General features: G+C 61.7%; 15 protein-coding genes. 5 read left to right on the top strand and 10 right to left on the bottom strand.

Annotated elements, in window-relative coordinates:
• The first annotated feature begins 192 nt into the window (after positions 1–192).
• A complete protein-coding gene (locus RGV33_RS19615) occupies positions 193–2,829 on the top strand; it encodes an MGH1-like glycoside hydrolase domain-containing protein (RefSeq protein ID WP_322145715.1) in 2,637 nt (878 codons plus the stop codon).
• A gap of 153 nt (positions 2,830–2,982) precedes the next feature.
• On the opposite strand, the gene RGV33_RS19610 is transcribed toward RGV33_RS19615, so the two are convergent.
• Both RGV33_RS19610 and RGV33_RS19605 read right to left on the bottom strand, forming a co-directional pair.
• The gene (locus tag RGV33_RS19610) at positions 2,983–3,297 is read right to left on the bottom strand and encodes an SCP2 sterol-binding domain-containing protein (protein ID WP_322145714.1); all 315 of its coding nucleotides are present in this window, start codon (positions 3,295–3,297) and stop codon (positions 2,983–2,985) included.
• Between the two features lie 55 nt (positions 3,298–3,352).
• Positions 3,353–4,063 carry a histidine phosphatase family protein gene (locus RGV33_RS19605; protein ID WP_322145713.1) on the bottom strand — a complete coding sequence of 237 codons (711 nt, stop codon included), beginning with the start codon at positions 4,061–4,063 and terminating at the stop codon, positions 3,353–3,355.
• 193 nt (positions 4,064–4,256) lie between these two features.
• Here RGV33_RS19605 and sohB point away from each other — a divergent pair, with 193 nt between their 5' ends.
• Positions 4,257–5,282, top strand: coding sequence for a protease SohB (gene sohB, locus RGV33_RS19600; protein WP_322145712.1), 1,026 nt, complete (start codon positions 4,257–4,259; stop codon positions 5,280–5,282).
• Between the two features lie 39 nt (positions 5,283–5,321).
• On the opposite strand, the gene RGV33_RS19595 is transcribed toward sohB, so the two are convergent.
• A complete protein-coding gene (locus RGV33_RS19595; RefSeq protein ID WP_322145711.1) occupies positions 5,322–6,851 on the bottom strand; it encodes an MFS transporter in 1,530 nt (509 codons plus the stop codon).
• 150 nt (positions 6,852–7,001) lie between these two features.
• On the opposite strand from RGV33_RS19595, the gene RGV33_RS19590 reads away from it, so the two are divergent.
• Positions 7,002–7,886 carry a LysR family transcriptional regulator gene (locus tag RGV33_RS19590; protein WP_322145710.1) on the top strand — a complete coding sequence of 295 codons (885 nt, stop codon included), beginning with the start codon at positions 7,002–7,004 and terminating at the stop codon, positions 7,884–7,886.
• A gap of 24 nt (positions 7,887–7,910) precedes the next feature.
• On the opposite strand, the gene dhaL is transcribed toward RGV33_RS19590, so the two are convergent.
• From dhaL to RGV33_RS19555, 7 genes are all read right to left on the bottom strand, one after another.
• Positions 7,911–8,555: a dihydroxyacetone kinase subunit DhaL gene (gene dhaL / locus RGV33_RS19585; RefSeq protein WP_322145709.1), complete on the bottom strand. Its 645-nt coding sequence runs from the start codon at positions 8,553–8,555 to the stop codon at positions 7,911–7,913.
• A 3-nt stretch (positions 8,556–8,558) separates the two neighbouring features.
• Positions 8,559–9,560, bottom strand: a complete 1,002-nt coding sequence (locus RGV33_RS19580; RefSeq protein ID WP_322145708.1) for a dihydroxyacetone kinase subunit DhaK — start codon at positions 9,558–9,560, stop codon at positions 8,559–8,561.
• 179 nt (positions 9,561–9,739) lie between these two features.
• Complete coding sequence (locus tag RGV33_RS19575) at positions 9,740–10,855, bottom strand: MDR/zinc-dependent alcohol dehydrogenase-like family protein (RefSeq protein ID WP_322145707.1); 1,116 nt, start codon at positions 10,853–10,855, stop codon at positions 9,740–9,742.
• 28 nt (positions 10,856–10,883) lie between these two features.
• Positions 10,884–11,639, bottom strand: coding sequence for a GolD/DthD family dehydrogenase (locus tag RGV33_RS19570; RefSeq protein WP_322145706.1), 756 nt, complete (start codon positions 11,637–11,639; stop codon positions 10,884–10,886).
• Positions 11,640–11,791: 152 nt separating this feature from the next.
• Positions 11,792–12,799, bottom strand: coding sequence for a substrate-binding domain-containing protein (locus tag RGV33_RS19565; protein ID WP_177089899.1), 1,008 nt, complete (start codon positions 12,797–12,799; stop codon positions 11,792–11,794).
• A gap of 57 nt (positions 12,800–12,856) precedes the next feature.
• A complete protein-coding gene (locus RGV33_RS19560) occupies positions 12,857–13,834 on the bottom strand; it encodes an ABC transporter permease (RefSeq protein ID WP_322145705.1) in 978 nt (325 codons plus the stop codon).
• Positions 13,831–15,318, bottom strand: a complete 1,488-nt coding sequence (locus RGV33_RS19555; RefSeq protein WP_322145704.1) for a sugar ABC transporter ATP-binding protein — start codon at positions 15,316–15,318, stop codon at positions 13,831–13,833. The genes RGV33_RS19560 and RGV33_RS19555 overlap by 4 nt, the downstream gene beginning before the upstream one ends.
• Before the next feature lie 284 nt (positions 15,319–15,602).
• On the opposite strand from RGV33_RS19555, the gene rpiB reads away from it, so the two are divergent.
• Both rpiB and RGV33_RS19545 read left to right on the top strand, forming a co-directional pair.
• Positions 15,603–16,064, top strand: a complete 462-nt coding sequence (gene rpiB, locus RGV33_RS19550) for a ribose 5-phosphate isomerase B (RefSeq protein ID WP_155581986.1) — start codon at positions 15,603–15,605, stop codon at positions 16,062–16,064.
• Positions 16,065–16,127: 63 nt separating this feature from the next.
• On the top strand, positions 16,128–17,108 hold the full coding sequence (locus RGV33_RS19545; RefSeq protein WP_076016989.1) for a sugar-binding transcriptional regulator: 981 nt from the start codon (positions 16,128–16,130) through the stop codon (positions 17,106–17,108).
• Positions 17,109–17,898: the final 790 nt, after the last annotated feature.

Below are 17,898 nucleotides of genomic sequence, written 5' to 3'. Positions count from 1 at the left end.
AAATTCCTGGCGGCTACGAGAGATAAAAAGCACGGTTGCCTGATTTTGTTGGGCCTGCCAGCGCCTTGCAAACGAAGATTCCTCTGGACTTCATTCTGCAAATGAATGAGCTGGATGTCGCCAGCTTCACGTGCATCTCACCGCCGATGGGCTCTACACTGGCCGCCACCTCTGAACGCGACGGAAGAATCGATGACGGCACAGCCTGCGACGAACATTCTGGAAACGATTGAAGGCCAGCGCCTGGCCAACACTGACGGCGAGCGCTGGCGTGACTGGGGCCCCTACCTGAGCGAGCGGCAATGGGGCACGGTACGCGAAGACTACAGCGCCGACGGCGATGCCTGGCGTTACTTCCCCCACGAACATGCCCGCAGCCGCGCCTACCGCTGGGGCGAGGATGGCCTGGCGGGGTTCAGCGACAAGGCCCAGCGCTGGTGCCTGGGCCTGGCGCTGTGGAACGAGCATGACGCGATCATCAAGGAGCGCCTGTTCGGCCTGAATAACGCCGAGGGCAACCACGGCGAAGACGTCAAGGAACTGTACTTTTTCGTTGATGGCGTGCCGAGCCATGCCTACATGCGCATGCTCTACAAATACCCCCACGGCGCATTTCCCTACGACGACTTGATCACCGAGAACGCCCGGCGTGGGTTGGGGGACGCCGAATACGAAATCCTCGACACCGGGGTCTTCGAAGACAACCGCTATTGCGACGTCACGGTGGAATACGCCAAGCACCAGCCTGACGATGTGTTCATGCGCATCACGGTCCATAACCGTTCCGCCCAGCCCACGCGCTTGCAGGTATTACCGCACCTGTGGGCGCGCAACGACTGGAGCTGGGACGCGGATGCGCCCAAACCCGAGTTGCGCCTGGAGGGCGAACAGGTGGTGGCGCGGCACCATGAATTGTTTGACCGCCACCTGAGCGCGTGGGGCCAGGACGGTGTGGAGTGGTTGTTCTGCGAGAACGAAACCAACTTCCCCAAGCTGGACGGGCAGCCTGCGCCGGGGCCGTTCAAGGACGGGATCAATGACTATGTGACCACGGGTTGCGAAGCGGCGATTCGCCGGGATTCGGGCACCAAGGTCGCCGCGCGTTTCATCCTGGAACTGGCGGGCCAGGAAAGCACAACCCTGTACCTGCGCTTTGCCCCGGCGGATGCGCCCTGGATCAACGCACGCAAGCTGTTCGAGCAGCGCCGCCAGGAGGCCGACGATTTCTACGCGGCGCTGCAACAGGGCATCGCCGATGCAGATGCGCGCAATGTGCAGCGCCAGGCCCTGGCCGGGTTGCTGTGGTCCAAGCAGCTGTATTACTTCGACGTGAACCAATGGCTCGACGGCGACCCGTCCCAGCCCGCGCCACCGCCCGAGCGTTTGCATATCCGCAATACCCATTGGCGGCACCTGTCGAACTTCGACATCCTCTCGATGCCCGACACCTGGGAATACCCGTGGTATGCCTCGTGGGACCAGGGCTTCCAGGCGGTGGCCTTTGCGCTGATTGATCCGGGTTACGCCAAGCAGCAGTTGTTGCTGTTGGTGAAGGACCGCTTCATGCACCCGAATGGCCAGTTGCCGGCCTACGAATGGCGGTTTGACGATGCCAACCCGCCGGTGCATGCCTGGGCCAGTTGGCGGGTATACCAGCAGGACAAAGCGCTGAGTGGCGTGGGCGACATGGATTTCCTTGAGCGGATCTTCCACAAGCTGCTGCTGAATTTTTCCTGGTGGGTGAACCGCAAGGACGCCGAGGGGCGAAACCTGTTCCAGGGTGGGTTCCTTGGGCTGGACAACATCGCGCTGTTCGACCGCTCGGCCGATTTGCCGCCGGGTTACCAGCTGGACCAGGCTGACGGCACCGCGTGGGTGGCCGCCTATGCCCTGGACCTGATGCGCATCGGCCTGGAGTTGGCCAAGCGCAACGTGGTGTACGTGGACATAGCGGTGAAGTTCTTCGAGCACTTCCTGTACATCGCCGGCGCGATCAACCGTGTCGACGATGGCGCCGAAGGCTTGTGGGATGAGCAGGACCAGTTCTTCTATGACGTGCTGCACCGTCCCGGTGGTGAAAGCGAACCGGTGCGGTTGCGCTCTATCGTCGGCCTGATGCCGCTCTTTGCGGTGCTGGTGCTGGAGCAGCGTGAACACGAAGGGTTGGAAGGTTTGCGCGAGCGCTTGCTGGGCTTTATGAAGCATCGGCCGGACCTGGCCAAGCTGGTGTCGCGCTGGAACGAGCCAGGGCAGGGCAACCGCCTGTTGCTGGCGTTGTTGCGCGGGGAGCGGACCAAGGATTTGCTACGGCGCATGCTCGATGAGTCCGAGTTCCTCTCGACGTTTGGCGTGCGTTCGCTGTCCAAAGCGTTTGCCGAGCAGCCGCTGGCGCTGAAGATGAATGGCAACACGTTGTGTGCCCGCTATGAGCCGGCGGAATCGGACTCGCGGTTGTACGGCGGTAACTCCAATTGGCGGGGCCCGTTGTGGATGCCGGTCAACTACATGTTGATTGAGTCGCTGCGCGAATTTCATCGCTACTACGCCGACAATTTCTCGGTGGAGTACCCGGCGGGAAGTGGGTATCTGGCGTCGTTGGAGGAGGTTGCCGATGGTCTCAGCCAGCGCTTGATCGGGCTGTTTCTAAGGGATGAAAACGGTTCAAGGCCATCAATGGTGGGGTATGCGCAGTTGGAGGCTGACCCGGCGAGTCGCGACCTGGTGTTGTTCCATGAGTACTTTCATGGTGAGACCGGGCGTGGGTTGGGGGCTTCGCACCAGACGGGGTGGAGTGCGTTGGTGGCGCTGTTGTTGCAGCCAAAAACCTGAAAACAACACAACCTGAAGGTGGACGCGGGCCTGTGTGGGAGCTGGCTTGCCTGCGATGCAGACGCCTCGGTGTATCAGTTGCACCGAGGTGATGCTATCGCGGGCAAGCCCGGCGCCCACACAGGCTCGCGTGGTCTGGCAGGGTTGCCCTGATCAGGCCGGGAACAGGTCGCTCAATTTCATCGCCAGCATCATGTCGCCTTCAGTGCGCAGTTTGCCGCCCATGAACGCTTGCATGCCGTCGGTTTCGCCGCTGACGATGCCTTTCATGGTGTCGCCGTCCATCACCAGGGTGACTTGGGCGTCAGGGTTTTCACCTTCCAGCAGTTCGCAGGTATTGTTTTTCACCACCAGCGAGAAGTTCTGGGTGTCGTCGATACGGAAACCGAACACCAGGTCCAGGCCGTCGGCAGCGGCTGGGTTGAATTTGGCTTTCATTGCTTCTACGGCTTTAGCTACGTCAGTCATGGTTTCGATCCTTTAGGGTGAGTCCAGTGACCTTGGGGTCACGGTTGGCCGCAGTTCATCGGAAGGTGATGAGCTGCGGCGCCTTCAACAGTTGCAAGTGGGTATGGCTGTTGAAGGAAGCCAGTGCCACCTCGCGACCACGGAATTTAAGCTGGTTGAGCGAGGTGTTAACAATTTGCCAGTTCAGTTCGAAGGCCTGTGCGGCAGGCATTCGGGTAATCAGGTGAAGCAGGGCAGTGATGGTTCCGCCGGAGGTGAACACGGCGATCTTGTCACTGCCCTGGGCCACTTCGAGGATGCGTTGCAGGCCACCCTGCACACGTTCGACAAACCCCAGCCAGCTTTCCAGCCCCGGCGGGTCGTACGTGCCGGCCAGCCAGCGTTCGACAATCAGGGAAAAGATGCGCTGGAACTCGCCACGGTTTTGCGCGGCGTTGCGCAGGATGTGCAGGGCTTCGGGTTCGCTGTGCAGCAAGTCCGGGAGCAGGGCGCGGATGATGGCCTCGGCGTCGAATTCGTTGAACGCGCTGTCGATTTCCAGCGTGGGTACCGGCAGGCCGAGGGCGCTGTATTGTTCGAAGGCCGCAGTGGCGGTGTGCTGCTGGCGGCGCAGGGCGCCCGAAACGCAGCGGTCGAAGCTCAGGCCCAGCTCGGCCAGGTGGCTGCCCAGCACTTGCGCCTGTTGCACACCGATGGGCGACAGCACGTCGTAGTCGTCTGCACCGAAGGAGGCCTGGCCATGTCGAATCAGGTAGATGCTGCCCACGTCCGTTTTCCCGGTACGTTGAAAGTCTGGCGAGGTTATGAGGATGCCGGGAAGCTGTCAATGAAAAAACATACGCTTGTTTTAAAAGCCCGTTAGAGGCCCGCTGCTGGCGGTTTGATCACTGGCCCCGGGGCGGTGGCGTCGGTATGCTTGGGCAATCCGCGCCTGGCGCACTGCATTAGTAAGGAGTCACATGGATTTTTTGGCTGAGTACGCAAGTTTCCTGGCTAAAACCGTCACCTTGGTCGTCGCCATTCTGGTGGTGCTGGTCACGTTTGCCGCGCTGCGCAGCAAGGGGCGTCGCAAGTCCGCCGGCCAGTTGCAGGTCAGCAAGCTCAATGATTTCTACAAGGGCTTGCGTGAGCGCCTGGAGCAAGCCTTGCTCGACAAGGACCAGCTCAAGGCGTTGCGCAAGTCCGAAAGCAAAACCGAAAAGAAGAACAGCAAGAAGAAACCCGAGGCCAAGCCTCGGGTGTTCGTGCTGGATTTTGATGGCGACATCAAGGCGTCGGCCACCGAAAGCCTGCGCCATGAAATCACTGCATTGTTGAGCCTGGCCACGCCCAAGGACGAAGTGGTACTGCGCCTGGAAAGCGGCGGCGGCATGGTCCACAGCTACGGCCTGGCGTCGTCGCAACTGGCGCGTATCCGCGAGGCGGGCGTGCCATTGACCGTGTGCATCGACAAGGTCGCGGCCAGCGGCGGCTACATGATGGCGTGCATCGGCGAGAAGATCATCAGCGCGCCGTTTGCCATCCTGGGCTCGATCGGTGTGGTGGCGCAGTTGCCCAACGTCAACCGCCTGCTGAAGAAACACGACATCGACTTCGAAGTGCTGACCGCCGGTGAATACAAACGCACCCTGACCGTGTTTGGCGAAAACACCGAGAAGGGCCGCGAGAAGTTCCAGGAAGACCTGGACATCACCCATCAACTGTTCAAGAACTTCGTGTCGCGCTACCGCCCGCAGTTGGCGATTGATGACGTGGCCACCGGCGAAGTCTGGCTCGGTGTTGCCGCGCTGGACAAGCAACTGGTGGACGCGCTGCAAACCAGCGATGAATACCTGGCAACCAAAGCCAAGACCGCCGAGGTGTTCCACCTGCACTATGCCGAGCGTAAAAGCCTGCAAGAGCGGGTGGGCCTGGCGGCCAGCGGTTCGGTAGACCGGGTGCTGCTGACCTGGTGGAGCCGCCTGACCCAGCAGCGTTTCTGGTAACAATTCAACTGACCACCACATTGAGTTGTGGTGGTCACATTACCGAGCTGGTAGTGAGGCCTGTTGCACTGCTGGTATTGGATGCCGCATCAACGCGCCCACCACCAGCGCCCCCAGCAAACCCAACAACCCCGCCACCCACAACACCACGCTGAACCCGCCCACAAACGCCTGCCGCGCCAGTGGCTGCACCGTCTCCCGCGCCGACTCAGGCAGCAAAGCCATCGCCGCCGGCATATCGCCTGCCACCACCCTTGAAGCAATCCCTGCCACCTGTTCCTGCCACTGAGAGCTGATGCCCGCGTGCAGCAACTGTTCGCTATGGCTGCTCAACAACGCTCCATACACCCCAATCGCCAACATGATCGCGCTGAAACGCATGGTGGTGCTCATGCCCGACGCCATCCCCGCGCGGTCCCGTGGCACGCAGGCCATGATGTTTTTCTGCGTATCGCCATTGAGCAATCCCGCACCGGCGCCTGTGACGGCAATCGCCAGGGCGAACGGCAGATAGCCGCCGATATTGACCGCCCAGGCACTCAGCAGGTTGCCGCAACCCACCAGCGCCAGCCCTGTCGCCATCAGAGTGGCCGGGGCAAAGCGGCCGGCCAGGCGCGCGCCTATCCGCGGACAAATCAACATGGTCAAGGCAAACGGCAACATGCCCAGCCCGGAGGCAATCGCGGAGAACCCCAGGCCGTTTTGCAGGTAGAACGGCAGCAGCGTCATCATCACCTGGGCACAGCCGGCGTAGGCGAACATCCCCAGCAGTGCGCCGATGAAGCGCGGGTGTTTGAATAACTTCAGGTCCACCATGGGCCGTTGTTGCAGGCGTTCGGCGAGTACAAACAAACCTAACAGCGCAGCACCACCCAGCAGCCGCGCGTAAGTCAGCGGGTTGTCCCAGCCGATGCGATTGGCTTCGATCAGGCCCCAGATCAAACACAGCAAACTCGCGCTGAAGGTCAGGCTGCCCCAGGGATCAAGCCTGGCGGACTGGGCGTCCCGAGACTCCGGAATCGCGCGCAGCACCAGTCCCATCAGTACCAGGCCGACCGGCAAATTCAGATAGAAAATCCAGCGCCAGCCGAGGTACTGGGTAATCAACCCGCCAAGGGTCGGCGCAGCCGTCATCGCCACGCCCATGCACGCGCCCCAAAAGGCCCAGGCCTTGGCGCGTTCCACTTCGTCATGGAAGGTATGGCCAATGGAGGCCAGGGCCGAGGTCAGCAGCAGCGCTGCGCCGACACCTTTGACGGCACGGGCGATATCCAGGAACAACGCATTCGGCGCCGCACCGCAGCCCAGGGAAGCGAGGATGAAAATACCCAGGCCCCAGACCAGGGTCTTCTTGCGACCAAAGCGGTCGGCAATGCTCCCGGCCGGCAGCAACAGCGCAGCGAAGGCCAGCATATAAGCGCTGACCACCCATTCGATATCGGCGAAATTCGCCCCCAGGTCCCGGGCAATGCTCGGTAGGGTGACGGCGACTATGTTGGTGTCGAGCACAATCAGCGAACAGACGCCGGAGGCGGTCAGCAGTGTGAGGCGCGGGCTGACTTTGCTCATGGTCGAATTACCTGTCGGGCAATCCTGAAGCGGAATTTGACGTGCATCGCAAATGCTCTCTAATGTGGACCTGCTGCGAGCTTATCTCCGACTTCGACGGCTTGTGTTAGGCGCGACCGAGCACTTCATTACCTTTGAGCTAATCCTGTTATGGAAATACGGCATTTCCGCTACTTCCTGGCCGTTGCCCGGCAACGCAATTTCACCCGTGCTGCTGAGCAATTGGGCATTGCGCCGCCGACCCTGAGCCGGCAGATCCAGGACATGGAAAACACCCTTGGCACCCGCTTGTTTATCCGGCGCCAGCGCGAAGTCAGCCTGACCGAGGCGGGCGCGGCGTTGTTGATCGAGGCCGAGGCCACCGTGCGCCAGTTTGAATTTGCCCAGCGCAAAGCCCAGCGTGCCGGGCGTGGCGAGATCGGTCATATCGAGTTGGGGTATGTGGCGTCGGCGGTGTATTCGGGGTTGTTGCAGCGCCAGGTGCAGTCGTTCAGCGCGGATTGCCCGGATGTGAGCCTCAGCGTGCGGGAGAGTCCCATGGCAACGTTGCCGGGGCTGGTGGCCGAGGGGCGCTATGACATTGGCTATATTCGTTCGCCGATGACGTTGCCTGACGGTGTCGAGGCCGTGCGGTTGGGCAGTGAGGGATTTGTGTTGGCGCTGCCCCAGGATTCCTGGCTGCTGGGACTAAAGGCGATCACGCCCGAGCACTTGCAGAACGAGACCTTCATCTTGCCCGAGCAAATCAGCGGCACGCTGCACGTGGCGGCGCAGGGCGGTTATGCCCCTCGGTTAGGGCCGCAGCCGGGTGGCTTGGTGGCAGTGATTGCCTTGGTGTCGCTGGGGCAGGGCGTGGCGGTGGTGCCAGCGTCGGTGGTGGGGCATGTGGGCTTGCCGAATGTCGTGTACCGCACGATTGACGGCAGTGAGGCATCGTCGTGGCTGTCGCTGATCCACCGGCGCTTTGAAAAGGCGCCGGCGGTGGCGCGGTATATCGAGCAGGTGCGCAAGGCGTTTCCCACGTCTTTGGCCTGAGCGCGCTTATTTGTGGTGAGGGGTTTACACCAACCTCGGTTGAACCGAATCCGCCAACCGCGTCAGTATCAGGCAGCACGACACCGCACCCGCATCCAGCACGCCCAGCGAGCGCTCGCCCAGCCGGCTGGCCCGCCCAATCTTCGCCACCAGATCCCTGGTCGAATCCCGGCCCTGCGAGGCAGCACTTTTCATCGCATCCAGCGCCTCACTGAACGACGCCCCCGACGCATGGGCCTGTTCAAACGCTTCCACCGCCGGAATCAACGTGTCCATCAAGCACTTGTCACCCACGCCGGCCTCGGTGATGTCCTGCAACGAAGTCAGCCCGCCCCGCAGCAGATGCGCAAAGGTCGGCGCATCAATCTCGTCGCTGCCCCGCACCTCATCCGCCATGCCGATAAACAGGCTGCCATACAGCGGCCCCATGGAACCGCCGATGCCTTCCATCAGGCTCAGCGTCAACTCGTCCAGCGCTTCGGCCAAGGTCAACTGGCGGCCTTCAATCGTGCGCCCGCAATGAGCAAAGCCCTTGGCCATGTTGATACCGTGGTCGCCATCGCCGATGGCGCCGTCGACTTCGCTCAGGTACTCACGGTTGGCAACGATCACGCTGACCAGGTCGGTGACGATGGCGCTGCCGTCGTGGGTGGAGAAATGCTGGCTCATGGTTTAATCCGCCTGGGTCATGCCGATGGAGCGGCAGGGTTGGTCGATCAGGGTTTTCAGCTCGGCGTCCAGGCCGAGCAAGGTCAGGGTCACGCCCATCATTTCCAGGGAGGTGAAGTAGTTGCCCACGTAGCAGCGGTGAATCTTCAAACCCTTGGCCTGCAACTGACGTTCAACCTCGGCGTAGAAGATGTAAAGTTCCATCACGGGTGTCGCACCCAGGCCGGAGACCAGTACTACCACACTGTCGTCCTGGCTGAAGTCGCGGTCGGCGAGGATCGGCGCGAGCATGCGCGCGGCCATGGCTTCGGCAGATTCGATCGCGATGACTTCAATGCCCGGTTCGCCATGGTGGCCGATGCCCAGTTCCATCTGCCCGTCGGGGATCTGGAAGTTCGGCTTGCCTACCGCTGCAATGGTGCAGGGCGTGAGGCCGATGCCGATGGAGCGGCAGTTGTCGACGGCCTTTTGGGCGACACGAATCACCCCATCCAGGTCGTAATGCTGGGCAGCGGCAGCACCGCCGACTTTCCACATGAAGATTTCCCCGGCCACCCCGCGACGCTTGGCGATGTCGGCCTTGGGCGCCGAGGCCACATCGTCGTTGGCGACCACGGTGCGGATCTGCATGTCTTTGCTGGCGGCCATTTTCATCGCCAGCTTCACGTTCATGTTGTCGCCGGCATAGTTGCCGTACAGGCATGCCACACCGGCGCCGTGGTCGGCGGCGCGGAAGGCGTCGAAGAAGCTTTTGGCGGTGGGTGAGGAGAAAATCTCGCCAACCGCCACGGCGTCCACCAGGCCCGGGCCGACATAACCGAGAAACGCCGGCTCATGGCCGGAACCGCCGCCGGTCACGATGCCCACGCGGCCCTGCGGCGAAGGCTTGGCCTTGCCGATCACCCGTGGATTGGTTTCGTATTGGTGCAGCTCGGGGTGCGCGACCAGAATGCCGCGCAGCATGTCCTCGACCACCTGGTCCGGATCGTTTATCACTCGATTCATAACGCGGTTTCCTGTGTTCTTATTCTTGGTGTGGGAGCCGGGCTTGTGTGGGAGCTGGCTTGCCTGCGATTGCATCGGCTCGGTGTCACTGATAGACCGAGGCGTCTGCATCGCAGGCAAGCCAGCTCCCACCAAAAGCCAAAGCCCGGCTCCCACAGGGTTCTGTGTTATTAGGCAAATCAGGGTTCCAGGACGACTTTAAGCGACTTGTCCCCGCGTTCCATCACCGCAAACGCTTCCTTGAAGTCTGCCAGGGCAAATTTGTGGGTCACCACGTCGCGCATGTCGATCTTGCGGTTGCCGATAAAGTCGATGGCGCGCGGGTACATGTACGGCCCCAGGTGCGAACCCAGCACATCCAGTTCCTTGCGGTCGCCGATGATCGACCAGTCCACCGTGGCCTCGTCGTTGAACACGCTGAACTCTACAAAACGCCCCAGCTTGCGCAGCATCGCCAAGCCCTGGTTCACCGCCTTGTGGTGCCCGGTGGCCTCAATGTAAATGTCGCAACCATAGCCATCGGTGATTTCGCGAATCTTCGCCATCACGTCGACTTCGGCCGGGTTCCACACTTCATCCGCCCCCATGCGCAGGGCAAGGGCGGCGCGTTCGGGTTTCATGTCGAGCACGATGAGTTTTTTCGGGTTGCGCATGCGCACCGCGCCGATGATCCCCAGGCCCAGCGTACCGGCGCCGGCCACTACCACGATGTCGTCGAAATCCACATTCGCCCGTTCTGCGGCGTGCAGCGAGCAGGCCAGCGGTTCGATCAGGATCGCCTCGTCCGGGGCAATCGAGTCCGGTACCTGGTGAATGATGCCTTCCTTGGTGAAGATCATGTACTGGGCCATGGCGCCCTGGACGTTGTTCTGGAAGCCGTACAGGTCGTGTTTCTGGCACATCCAATACTGGCCGTGGTTGCAGAAGCGGCAGCCCCAGCACGGCACGATCTGTTCGGAAATCACCCGGTCGCCGACCTTCACCCCACGCTTTTCCGCGCCTGGGCCGAGGGCGACTACGCGGCACACGAATTCGTGCCCGGGAATCATTGGCGGCTTCACGTAGCGCGGTTGCTCGGCGTCGCCCCAGAACGACGGCGCACCGCGATAGGTCTTGATATCGCCCATGCAGATGCCGCACAGCTCGACCTTGGTCAGGATCTCGTCGGGGCCGGGCGTGGGGACGTCGACGGTTTCCAGGCGGTAGTCTTCGGGGCCGTGGCAGACCACGGCCTGCATGGTTTTCGGGATGACGGGCGACAGTTGCTCAGGCGTGCGTTCGGTGACAGTGGACATGACGATAAACCTCACGACAAAAGATCAATTATTGGATGCTGTAGCCGCCGTCGATCACCACGTTTTCCCCCGTGATCATCTGTGCGGCGTCGCTGAGCAGGTACAGCGCCAGCCCGGCGATTTCTTCCGGCTGGGCAAAACGCCCCGCCGGGATCTGCAATTTGGCCCGTTCGCCCAGCTCGCCGGCCCAGGCCTTTTTGCCCAGGGCGGTTTCGACGATGGTCGGGGAGATGGCGTTGACGTTGATGTGCGGTGCCCACTCCATGGCGAGTACTTTGGTCATGCCGACCACGGCGGCCTTGCTGGCGCAGTAGGCGACGTGACGGTCCAGGCCGATCACCGCCGCTTGTGAAGCAAGGTTGACGATGCGCCCGCGGCCCTGGGCAAGCATGTGTTTGGCGCAGGCCTGGGCCACGAAGAAGCTGGCCTTGAGGTTGATGTCGAGGGTGGTGTCCCAGGCGTTTTCGCTGACGTCCAGGGCCTTGTCCAGCAGGGCGACGCCGGCGCTGTTGACCAGGTAATCCAGGCGCTTGAAGTGATCGAACACGTAGTCGACGGTGCTCTGCACCTGGTCGAGTTGGCGCAGGTCCAGGGCGATGCCGATGTTCCCGGCGCCCAGGCTTGCGGCGACTTCGACCACGGCCGGGTCGCGGTCGAGCAGGGCCACCCGCGCGCCGCGTTCCACCAGCAGGCTGGCACACGCCAGACCGATCCCGGCGGCCCCGCCGGTGATCACGGCACAGCGGCCGGTGAGGTCGAAGGCTTGATTCCAGAATCCAGACATGAACATGACTCCTCTTGCTGACAATCGAGATCTAAAGGTGGAGCCCGGTCAAATGTGGGCGCTGGCTTGCCTGCGATGGCATCACCTCGGTACTCCTGATACACCGAGTCGTCTGCATCGCAGGCAAGCCAGCGCCCACATTGATCGTGTTTTTACTTCGTACCGCTCACCTGCTGATACAGCGCATCCGCATTCGCATTGGTCACCGGCACCCATGGCAGGATGTAGTTCTTGGCGGTGCCGTCACCCCATTTCACGTCCTTGCCATAGCGTTCCCAGATCACCGACTGCGGCTTGTAATCCTTGCCGGCCAACGCCCGCAACGCTACATCCAGCGCGCCTTGGGATTGCGCCTGGGCGTCTTGCAGGAAGGTGGTCACCTCATCTTTCTTCGCGGCCTGGATCGCGTCCGGCATGCCGTCGATGGACGTCACCGGTACGTCCTTGGATGTCAGCCCGTGGGACTTCAACGCCTGCACCGCGCCGAGGGCCATGTCATCGTTCTGCGCGATTACCCCGTTGATGCCCTTGGGGTGGGCGTTCAGCCAGTCTTCTGTCAGGGCCAGGGCCTGGGCACGGTCCCAGTTGGCGGTTTTCTTCTCGATGATCTTGATGTCCGGGTGTTTGCCCAGCACTTCCATCTCACCCTTTTCCCGGTCGATCTGGGCCGACTGGCCAATCGGGCCCTGGATGATCACCACGTTGCCACGGCCGTTGAGCTTGTCGACCATGGCCTGCGCCTGGAGGCGGCCACCTTCCACGTCATCGTTGCCCACATACGGCACGTTGGCGTCTGCCACTTTGGTGTTGGAAGCGATCACCACTACGTCGTTGCTCATGGCGGCTTTCACGGTGCCCACGCCGGCCTTGGTGTCGATCGGCACAAACAGGATCGCGTCGTAGTGCTGGGTCACCATGTTTTCAATCTGGTTGTTCTGGGTCAGGGCATCGTAGTTGCCGTCGAATACGGTCAACTGCACGGTGCCGTCCTTGACGGCCGGGTGCTCCTTGAGTTCGCGCACCCAGTTCTGCATGAACTGGCCCTTGAGCCCGTACACGGCGGCGCCGATCTTGTAGGTCTTGCCATCGGCGGCCAGGGCAATGCTGCTGGCGAGCAGGGAGAGTGCCGCGACGGCGGCCAGGGAAATACCAACTTTCATGATGAGAACTCCGCTTATTGTTGTAGGTCGTTCAGTTCGGTTTTCGAGGAAAAGCGACTAGCGTTTTTTCTTGCGCCACACATCAATCAGTACTGCGAACACGATGATCAGGCCCTTGGCGACCTGCTGGTAATACGAGGAAACGCCGAGCAGGTTCAGGCCGTTGTTGATCACGCCGATCAGCAGTGCCCCAAACAGCGTGCCGACAATCGTGCCGGTGCCGCCCGACAGGCTGGTGCCACCGATGACCACGGCGGCAATCGCATCCAGCTCATAAGAAGTGCCGGCCTGGGGCAGGGCGGAGGTGGTGCGCGCCGACAGCACCACACCGGCCAACCCGGCGAGCAGCCCCGAGACCACGTACACCGAAAACATCACCTTGCGCACGCCGATCCCGGAGGTGCGCGCACTCTTCTCGTTGCCGCCCACCGCGTACACATAACGCCCGTAAGTGGTGTAGCGCAGCACCATCCAGAAGATCAGCGCGACCACGGCGAAGATCACGATCGGCACGCCAATCGGGCCGATCTTGCCGATGCCCAGCGCCAGATAAGCGTCGGGCAAGTCGGTGATCGGGCTGCCGTCGTTGAGGATGAAGGTCATGCCCCGGGCGATGCTCAACATGCCCAGGGTCGCCACAAACGGCGGGATCGACAGATTGGCAACCATGAACCCATTCACCACCCCGAGCATCGCGCCCGCGAACATCCCGGCACTGACCGCCGCCAGCACGCCATAGCCCTGGGTCGCGACCATGGCGCTGCACAATCCGGCAAAGGCCAGGATCGAGCCCACCGACAGGTCGATGCCCTTGGTCAGGATCACGTAGGTCATGCCGACTGCGAGAATTCCGTTGATCGAGGTCTGGCGCAGGATGTCCATCCAGTTGCGCCAGGTCATGAAGTATTCGCTGGCGAAGGCCATCACGAGGCACAGCAGGATAAACACCAGCGGCAGGCCGAAGCGGTCGAGGGAAAGACGCAGGCGGCTGCGCGGTGCGGTCGTGATCGGGGCGGCAATGGTTTTGGCATTCATGAGGCAAGACTCAACAAGGCTTCCTGGGAAAGGGCGGTATCGCTGCTGATGGTTACCAGCCTTCCGCCTTTGAACACGGCAATACGGTCACTCAGGTGCAGCAGTTCGGGGGCTTCGGACGACACCACAATCGCCGCGCCACCGGCGCGCACGAACTGGTCCAGCAGGTGATAGATCTCCTGCTTGGCGCCTTCGTCGATGCCCCGGGTCGGTTCATCGCACAGCAGGCAGATCGGCTGGGTCGACAGGCATTTGGCGAGCACTACTTTTTGCTGGTTGCCGCCGCTCATGGACTCCACCGGCAGGTCCAGGGACGTGGTCTTGATCTGCAGGCGCTTGACCATGTCTTGGGCCAGCTGGTTTTCCTTGCGGGCATTAATCAGCGACCAGCTCGACAACTGCTTGTATGCCGACAACGCGATGTTCGAGAGGATGCTGGCGCTGAGTACCAGGCCGCTGTCCTTGCGGTCTTCGGTGACCAGCGACACGCCGGCCTGGATCGTCGCCTTGGGCAGGCCGATGGGCATCGGTTTGCCTTGCAGGGTCACGCTGCCGGAGTCTGGAGTGGTCAGGCCGTAGATGCAGTTGAGGAATTCACTGCGGCCCGAGCCCATCAGCCCGTAGATGCCGAGAATCTCGCCCTGGCGCAGCTGCAGGCTGATGTCCTGGAACTCGCCGGCGCGGCTCAGGCTGTCGACGTCCAGGCAGCATTCGGCGGCGCATTCGCGGCCCACCTTGTGGTCGATGCGGATGAGTTCCTGGCCGACGATGCCGCGCACCAAGTGGGCGCGGTCAATATCGGCCATGCGCCCGGTCTCCACAAAGGCGCCGTCGCGAAAGATGCTGTAGTCGTCGGCGATTTGCGCCAGTTCGCTGAGGCGGTGCGACACATAGACGATGCCGGCGCCACGGGCGGTGAGGCGGCGGATCGCCTTGAACAGGGTTTCGGCCTCGCGCTCGCCGATGGCCGAAGTCGGTTCGTCCATGATCATCACCTGGCAGTCGTGGCTGAACGCCTTGGCGATCTCCACCAACTGGATCTGCGCCACGCTCAGGCGGTGCATGGGGCGGGTGGCGTCGACGTCGAACTCCAGGCCTTCCAGCAATTCGCGAGTGCGCCGATTGAGTTCCTTGCTGTCGACGATGCAGCCGGCGCGGCGTGGTTCGCGGCCCAGCCAGATGTTTTCGGCGACGGTCATGTAAGGGATCGGCTCCAGCTCCTGGGTGATCATCGCGATCCCCGCAGCCAGTGCTTCACTCGGGCGGTTGAACTGAACCGGTGAGCCGTTGAGCAGGATGGTTCCGGCATCGCGCTGGGTGATGCCCATCAGGATGCTCAGGAAAGTCGATTTGCCTGCGCCATTGCCGCCGCACAGGGCGTGAACGCTGCCGGCCCGCAGAGAGAGGCGCCCCTCACGCAGGGCAGGGATCCCGGCGTAAGCCTTGGCGACGTGTTCAGCCTGGAGCAGTAATGGCGTGGCCATCGGCGTGTCCTCGTGCTGTGAATTCTTATTAGGTCGCACAGTCATGTTTCACTGTGAGCATATGTGTATCAAATGAAATTCTGATCAGTCAATCTCTTTCACTTAAAAGTTGTAAATGGGTGAATTTGCGCAAAGTGCGCCGGTTTAGAGGGCTTTGACTGTGAGGTCAGCTAAATCCTGCTTGACAGGGCGTCAGGAATATCCGAGAAATGACTGAGCGAAATTTCATAGAGTGATCATATGATCATTCTCCAGTACCCAAAACGGCAGCGGAGCCAAACGCCATGAACACACCTTTCCCGGTGGCTATCGGATGCGATGAAGCGGGTTATGAGCTCAAAGAACTGTTGAAGCGCCACATTGAGGCGCTGGGTTACCCGGTGACCGACTTCGGCACCCATTCCACGGCGCCGGTGCTGTACCCCGACATCGCCCTGGCCGTGGCCACGGCGATCAATGCCGGCCAGCAACGGCTGGGCGTGCTGGTGTGCGGCACCGGCATCGGCATGGCCATCTCGGCCAATAAAGTCCTGGGGATTCGCGCGGCCCAGGCCCACGACACCTATTCGGCGGAGCGGGCGCGCAAGAGCAACGATGCGCAGATCCTGTCCATTGGTGCACGGGTGATCGGCGCGGAGCTGGCCAAGAGCGTCGTCAAATCCTTCCTGGAGTCGGAGTTCGAAGCCGCGCGCTCCGGGGCCAAGGTCGACCGCATCAACGCGATCGAGCGTGACGGGCATCAGTAGTGGACGGAACGGGGCAAGAGTCGGGAGAATGCGCCTTTGACACCGAAACGGAAGCCCGTGCCCATGAGTGACAGTACCCAGCGCATCGCCAGCGACATCGACCTGATGACCGAAGTGGCGATGCTCTATTACCTTGAGAACGTCACTCAGGAAGCCATCGCCAAGCGCTTCGACCTGTCCCGGGCAAAAGTCAGCCGCCTGCTCAAACGCGCACGGGACGAAGGCATCGTCGAGGTGCGGGTGTTGCAGCACCCGGCGATGAACAACGAGTTGGAACAGGCGCTGGTGGAGCGCTTCCAACTGGACCGCGCCTTGATCGCGGTTGACCACAGCGACCCCGACACCCAGCGTTCGGCCGTTGCCAGCCTGGTGGCCAACTACCTGAACAAAACCCTCAGCGACGGCATGATCGTCGCGGTCGGCATGGGGCGTAATGTTGGCGCGGTGGCCGACAACGTGTTCTTGCCGGTGACCCGCAACTGCACGTTTGTGTGCGCCATTGGCGGTTCGCTCAAGGCCGGTGAATACATGAACCCCGACCACATCTGCCGGCGGCTGGCCCTGCGCTTTGGGGGCGAGAGTGAAAGCTTGTACGCCCCGGCGCTGGTGGCCAATCCGGAATTGCGCGGGGTGTTGATCAGCAATGACACCGTGCGTTCCACACTCGACCGCGCCCGCCGTGCCGACATGGCATTGATCGGCATCGGTGACATGAGTGAAAACAGCAACATGGTGCGCATGGGTTGGTTTTCACCGCAGGAAATCGCCCAGGCACGTTTGTCCGGGACTGTGGGGGACATGATGGGGTATGACTTTATCGACATCCACGGGCAGCCGGCGGTCAACGCCATCCAGGGGCGGGTGATCGGGTTGACGGTGCAGGAGCTGTTCCGGATTCCGGATGTGGTGGCGATTGCCAGTGAAAACACCAAGGCGGCGGCGACGTTGGGGGCGTTGCGGTCGGGGGTGATTAATACCCTGGCTACAACGGTGACCAATGCGCATACCATCCTGGCGTTGGATGATGCGACGCGTAAAGGCTGAGGCGCGCGATAGATCAATTTTTTGGGTTGAGTTGGGGGGGTATATCCATTATTTGGGGTGTTGCTGAAATGGGTTCCGCTCTTACAGCGGCTCACTTTTGAACAGCGCAAAAGTAAGCAAAACGCTCTTGCCCCACCACTCGGCACCTCGCTTGGGCTCGGTGTGCCCTCAACTCCGGTAGTACTGCGCGGGCCGCCGCGACGGGGCGTCCCTGCCCCGTCGCGGCTAAACCGGCGTCCTGCCGGTTTACCCGCTCCGTACTACCTGCGTTCGGCCAGCGTGGTTGACGGGGCGCCTAAGATCAAGATCACAAGCAGATCAAGAACACAGCGGCCTACAGGCCGGCTTGAGTGTTAAAAGCAACAGCAAATCAACAGCGGACACGGTTCCAATGTGGGAGCTGGCTTGCCTGCGATGGCATCGCCTCTGTGTATCTGAAAGACCGGGTCGCCTGCATCGCAGGCAAGCCAGCTCCTACAGAAAAGCAGCTCTGCTTTCGCTCTGGCTTTTGATCTGGCTTCTAACACTCAGGTCGGCTCTCAGGCCGCCGTGCACTTGATCTTGCTTTTGATCTGACTGCCCCCTTCAGCCCGAGGCCGAACGCAGGGATTGAGGAGCGGGTAAACCGGCAGGACGCCGGTTTAGCCGCGACGGGCCAGGGACGGGCCGTCGCGGCGGCCCGCGGAGCAATTCCGGAGTGAGGGAACGCCGAGCCACAGCGAGGCGCCGACAGGCGGGGCAGAGCGTTTTGGTTACTTTTGCGCTTTTCAAAAGTGACCCGCTGTAAGAG

Origin of the sequence: Pseudomonas sp. Bout1 (genome assembly GCF_034314165.1) — a bacterium.
Lineage (GTDB): Bacteria > Pseudomonadota > Gammaproteobacteria > Pseudomonadales > Pseudomonadaceae > Aquipseudomonas.
This window is presented reverse-complemented; position numbering and strand designations above follow the sequence as displayed.

Coding starts and splice junctions, on each gene's coding strand:
- RGV33_RS19615 (WP_322145715.1), top strand. CDS start 193: ATGACGGCACAGCCTGCGACGAACATTCTGGAAACGATTGAAGGCCAG.
- RGV33_RS19610 (WP_322145714.1), bottom strand. CDS start 3,297: ATGACTGACGTAGCTAAAGCCGTAGAAGCAATGAAAGCCAAATTCAAC.
- sohB (WP_322145712.1), top strand. CDS start 4,257: ATGGATTTTTTGGCTGAGTACGCAAGTTTCCTGGCTAAAACCGTCACC.
- RGV33_RS19595 (WP_322145711.1), bottom strand. CDS start 6,851: ATGAGCAAAGTCAGCCCGCGCCTCACACTGCTGACCGCCTCCGGCGTC.
- RGV33_RS19590 (WP_322145710.1), top strand. CDS start 7,002: ATGGAAATACGGCATTTCCGCTACTTCCTGGCCGTTGCCCGGCAACGC.
- dhaL (WP_322145709.1), bottom strand. CDS start 8,555: ATGAGCCAGCATTTCTCCACCCACGACGGCAGCGCCATCGTCACCGAC.
- RGV33_RS19580 (WP_322145708.1), bottom strand. CDS start 9,560: ATGAATCGAGTGATAAACGATCCGGACCAGGTGGTCGAGGACATGCTG.
- RGV33_RS19575 (WP_322145707.1), bottom strand. CDS start 10,855: ATGTCCACTGTCACCGAACGCACGCCTGAGCAACTGTCGCCCGTCATC.
- RGV33_RS19570 (WP_322145706.1), bottom strand. CDS start 11,639: ATGTCTGGATTCTGGAATCAAGCCTTCGACCTCACCGGCCGCTGTGCC.
- RGV33_RS19565 (WP_177089899.1), bottom strand. CDS start 12,799: ATGAAAGTTGGTATTTCCCTGGCCGCCGTCGCGGCACTCTCCCTGCTC.
- RGV33_RS19560 (WP_322145705.1), bottom strand. CDS start 13,834: ATGAATGCCAAAACCATTGCCGCCCCGATCACGACCGCACCGCGCAGC.
- RGV33_RS19555 (WP_322145704.1), bottom strand. CDS start 15,318: ATGGCCACGCCATTACTGCTCCAGGCTGAACACGTCGCCAAGGCTTAC.
- rpiB (WP_155581986.1), top strand. CDS start 15,603: ATGAACACACCTTTCCCGGTGGCTATCGGATGCGATGAAGCGGGTTAT.
- RGV33_RS19545 (WP_076016989.1), top strand. CDS start 16,128: ATGAGTGACAGTACCCAGCGCATCGCCAGCGACATCGACCTGATGACC.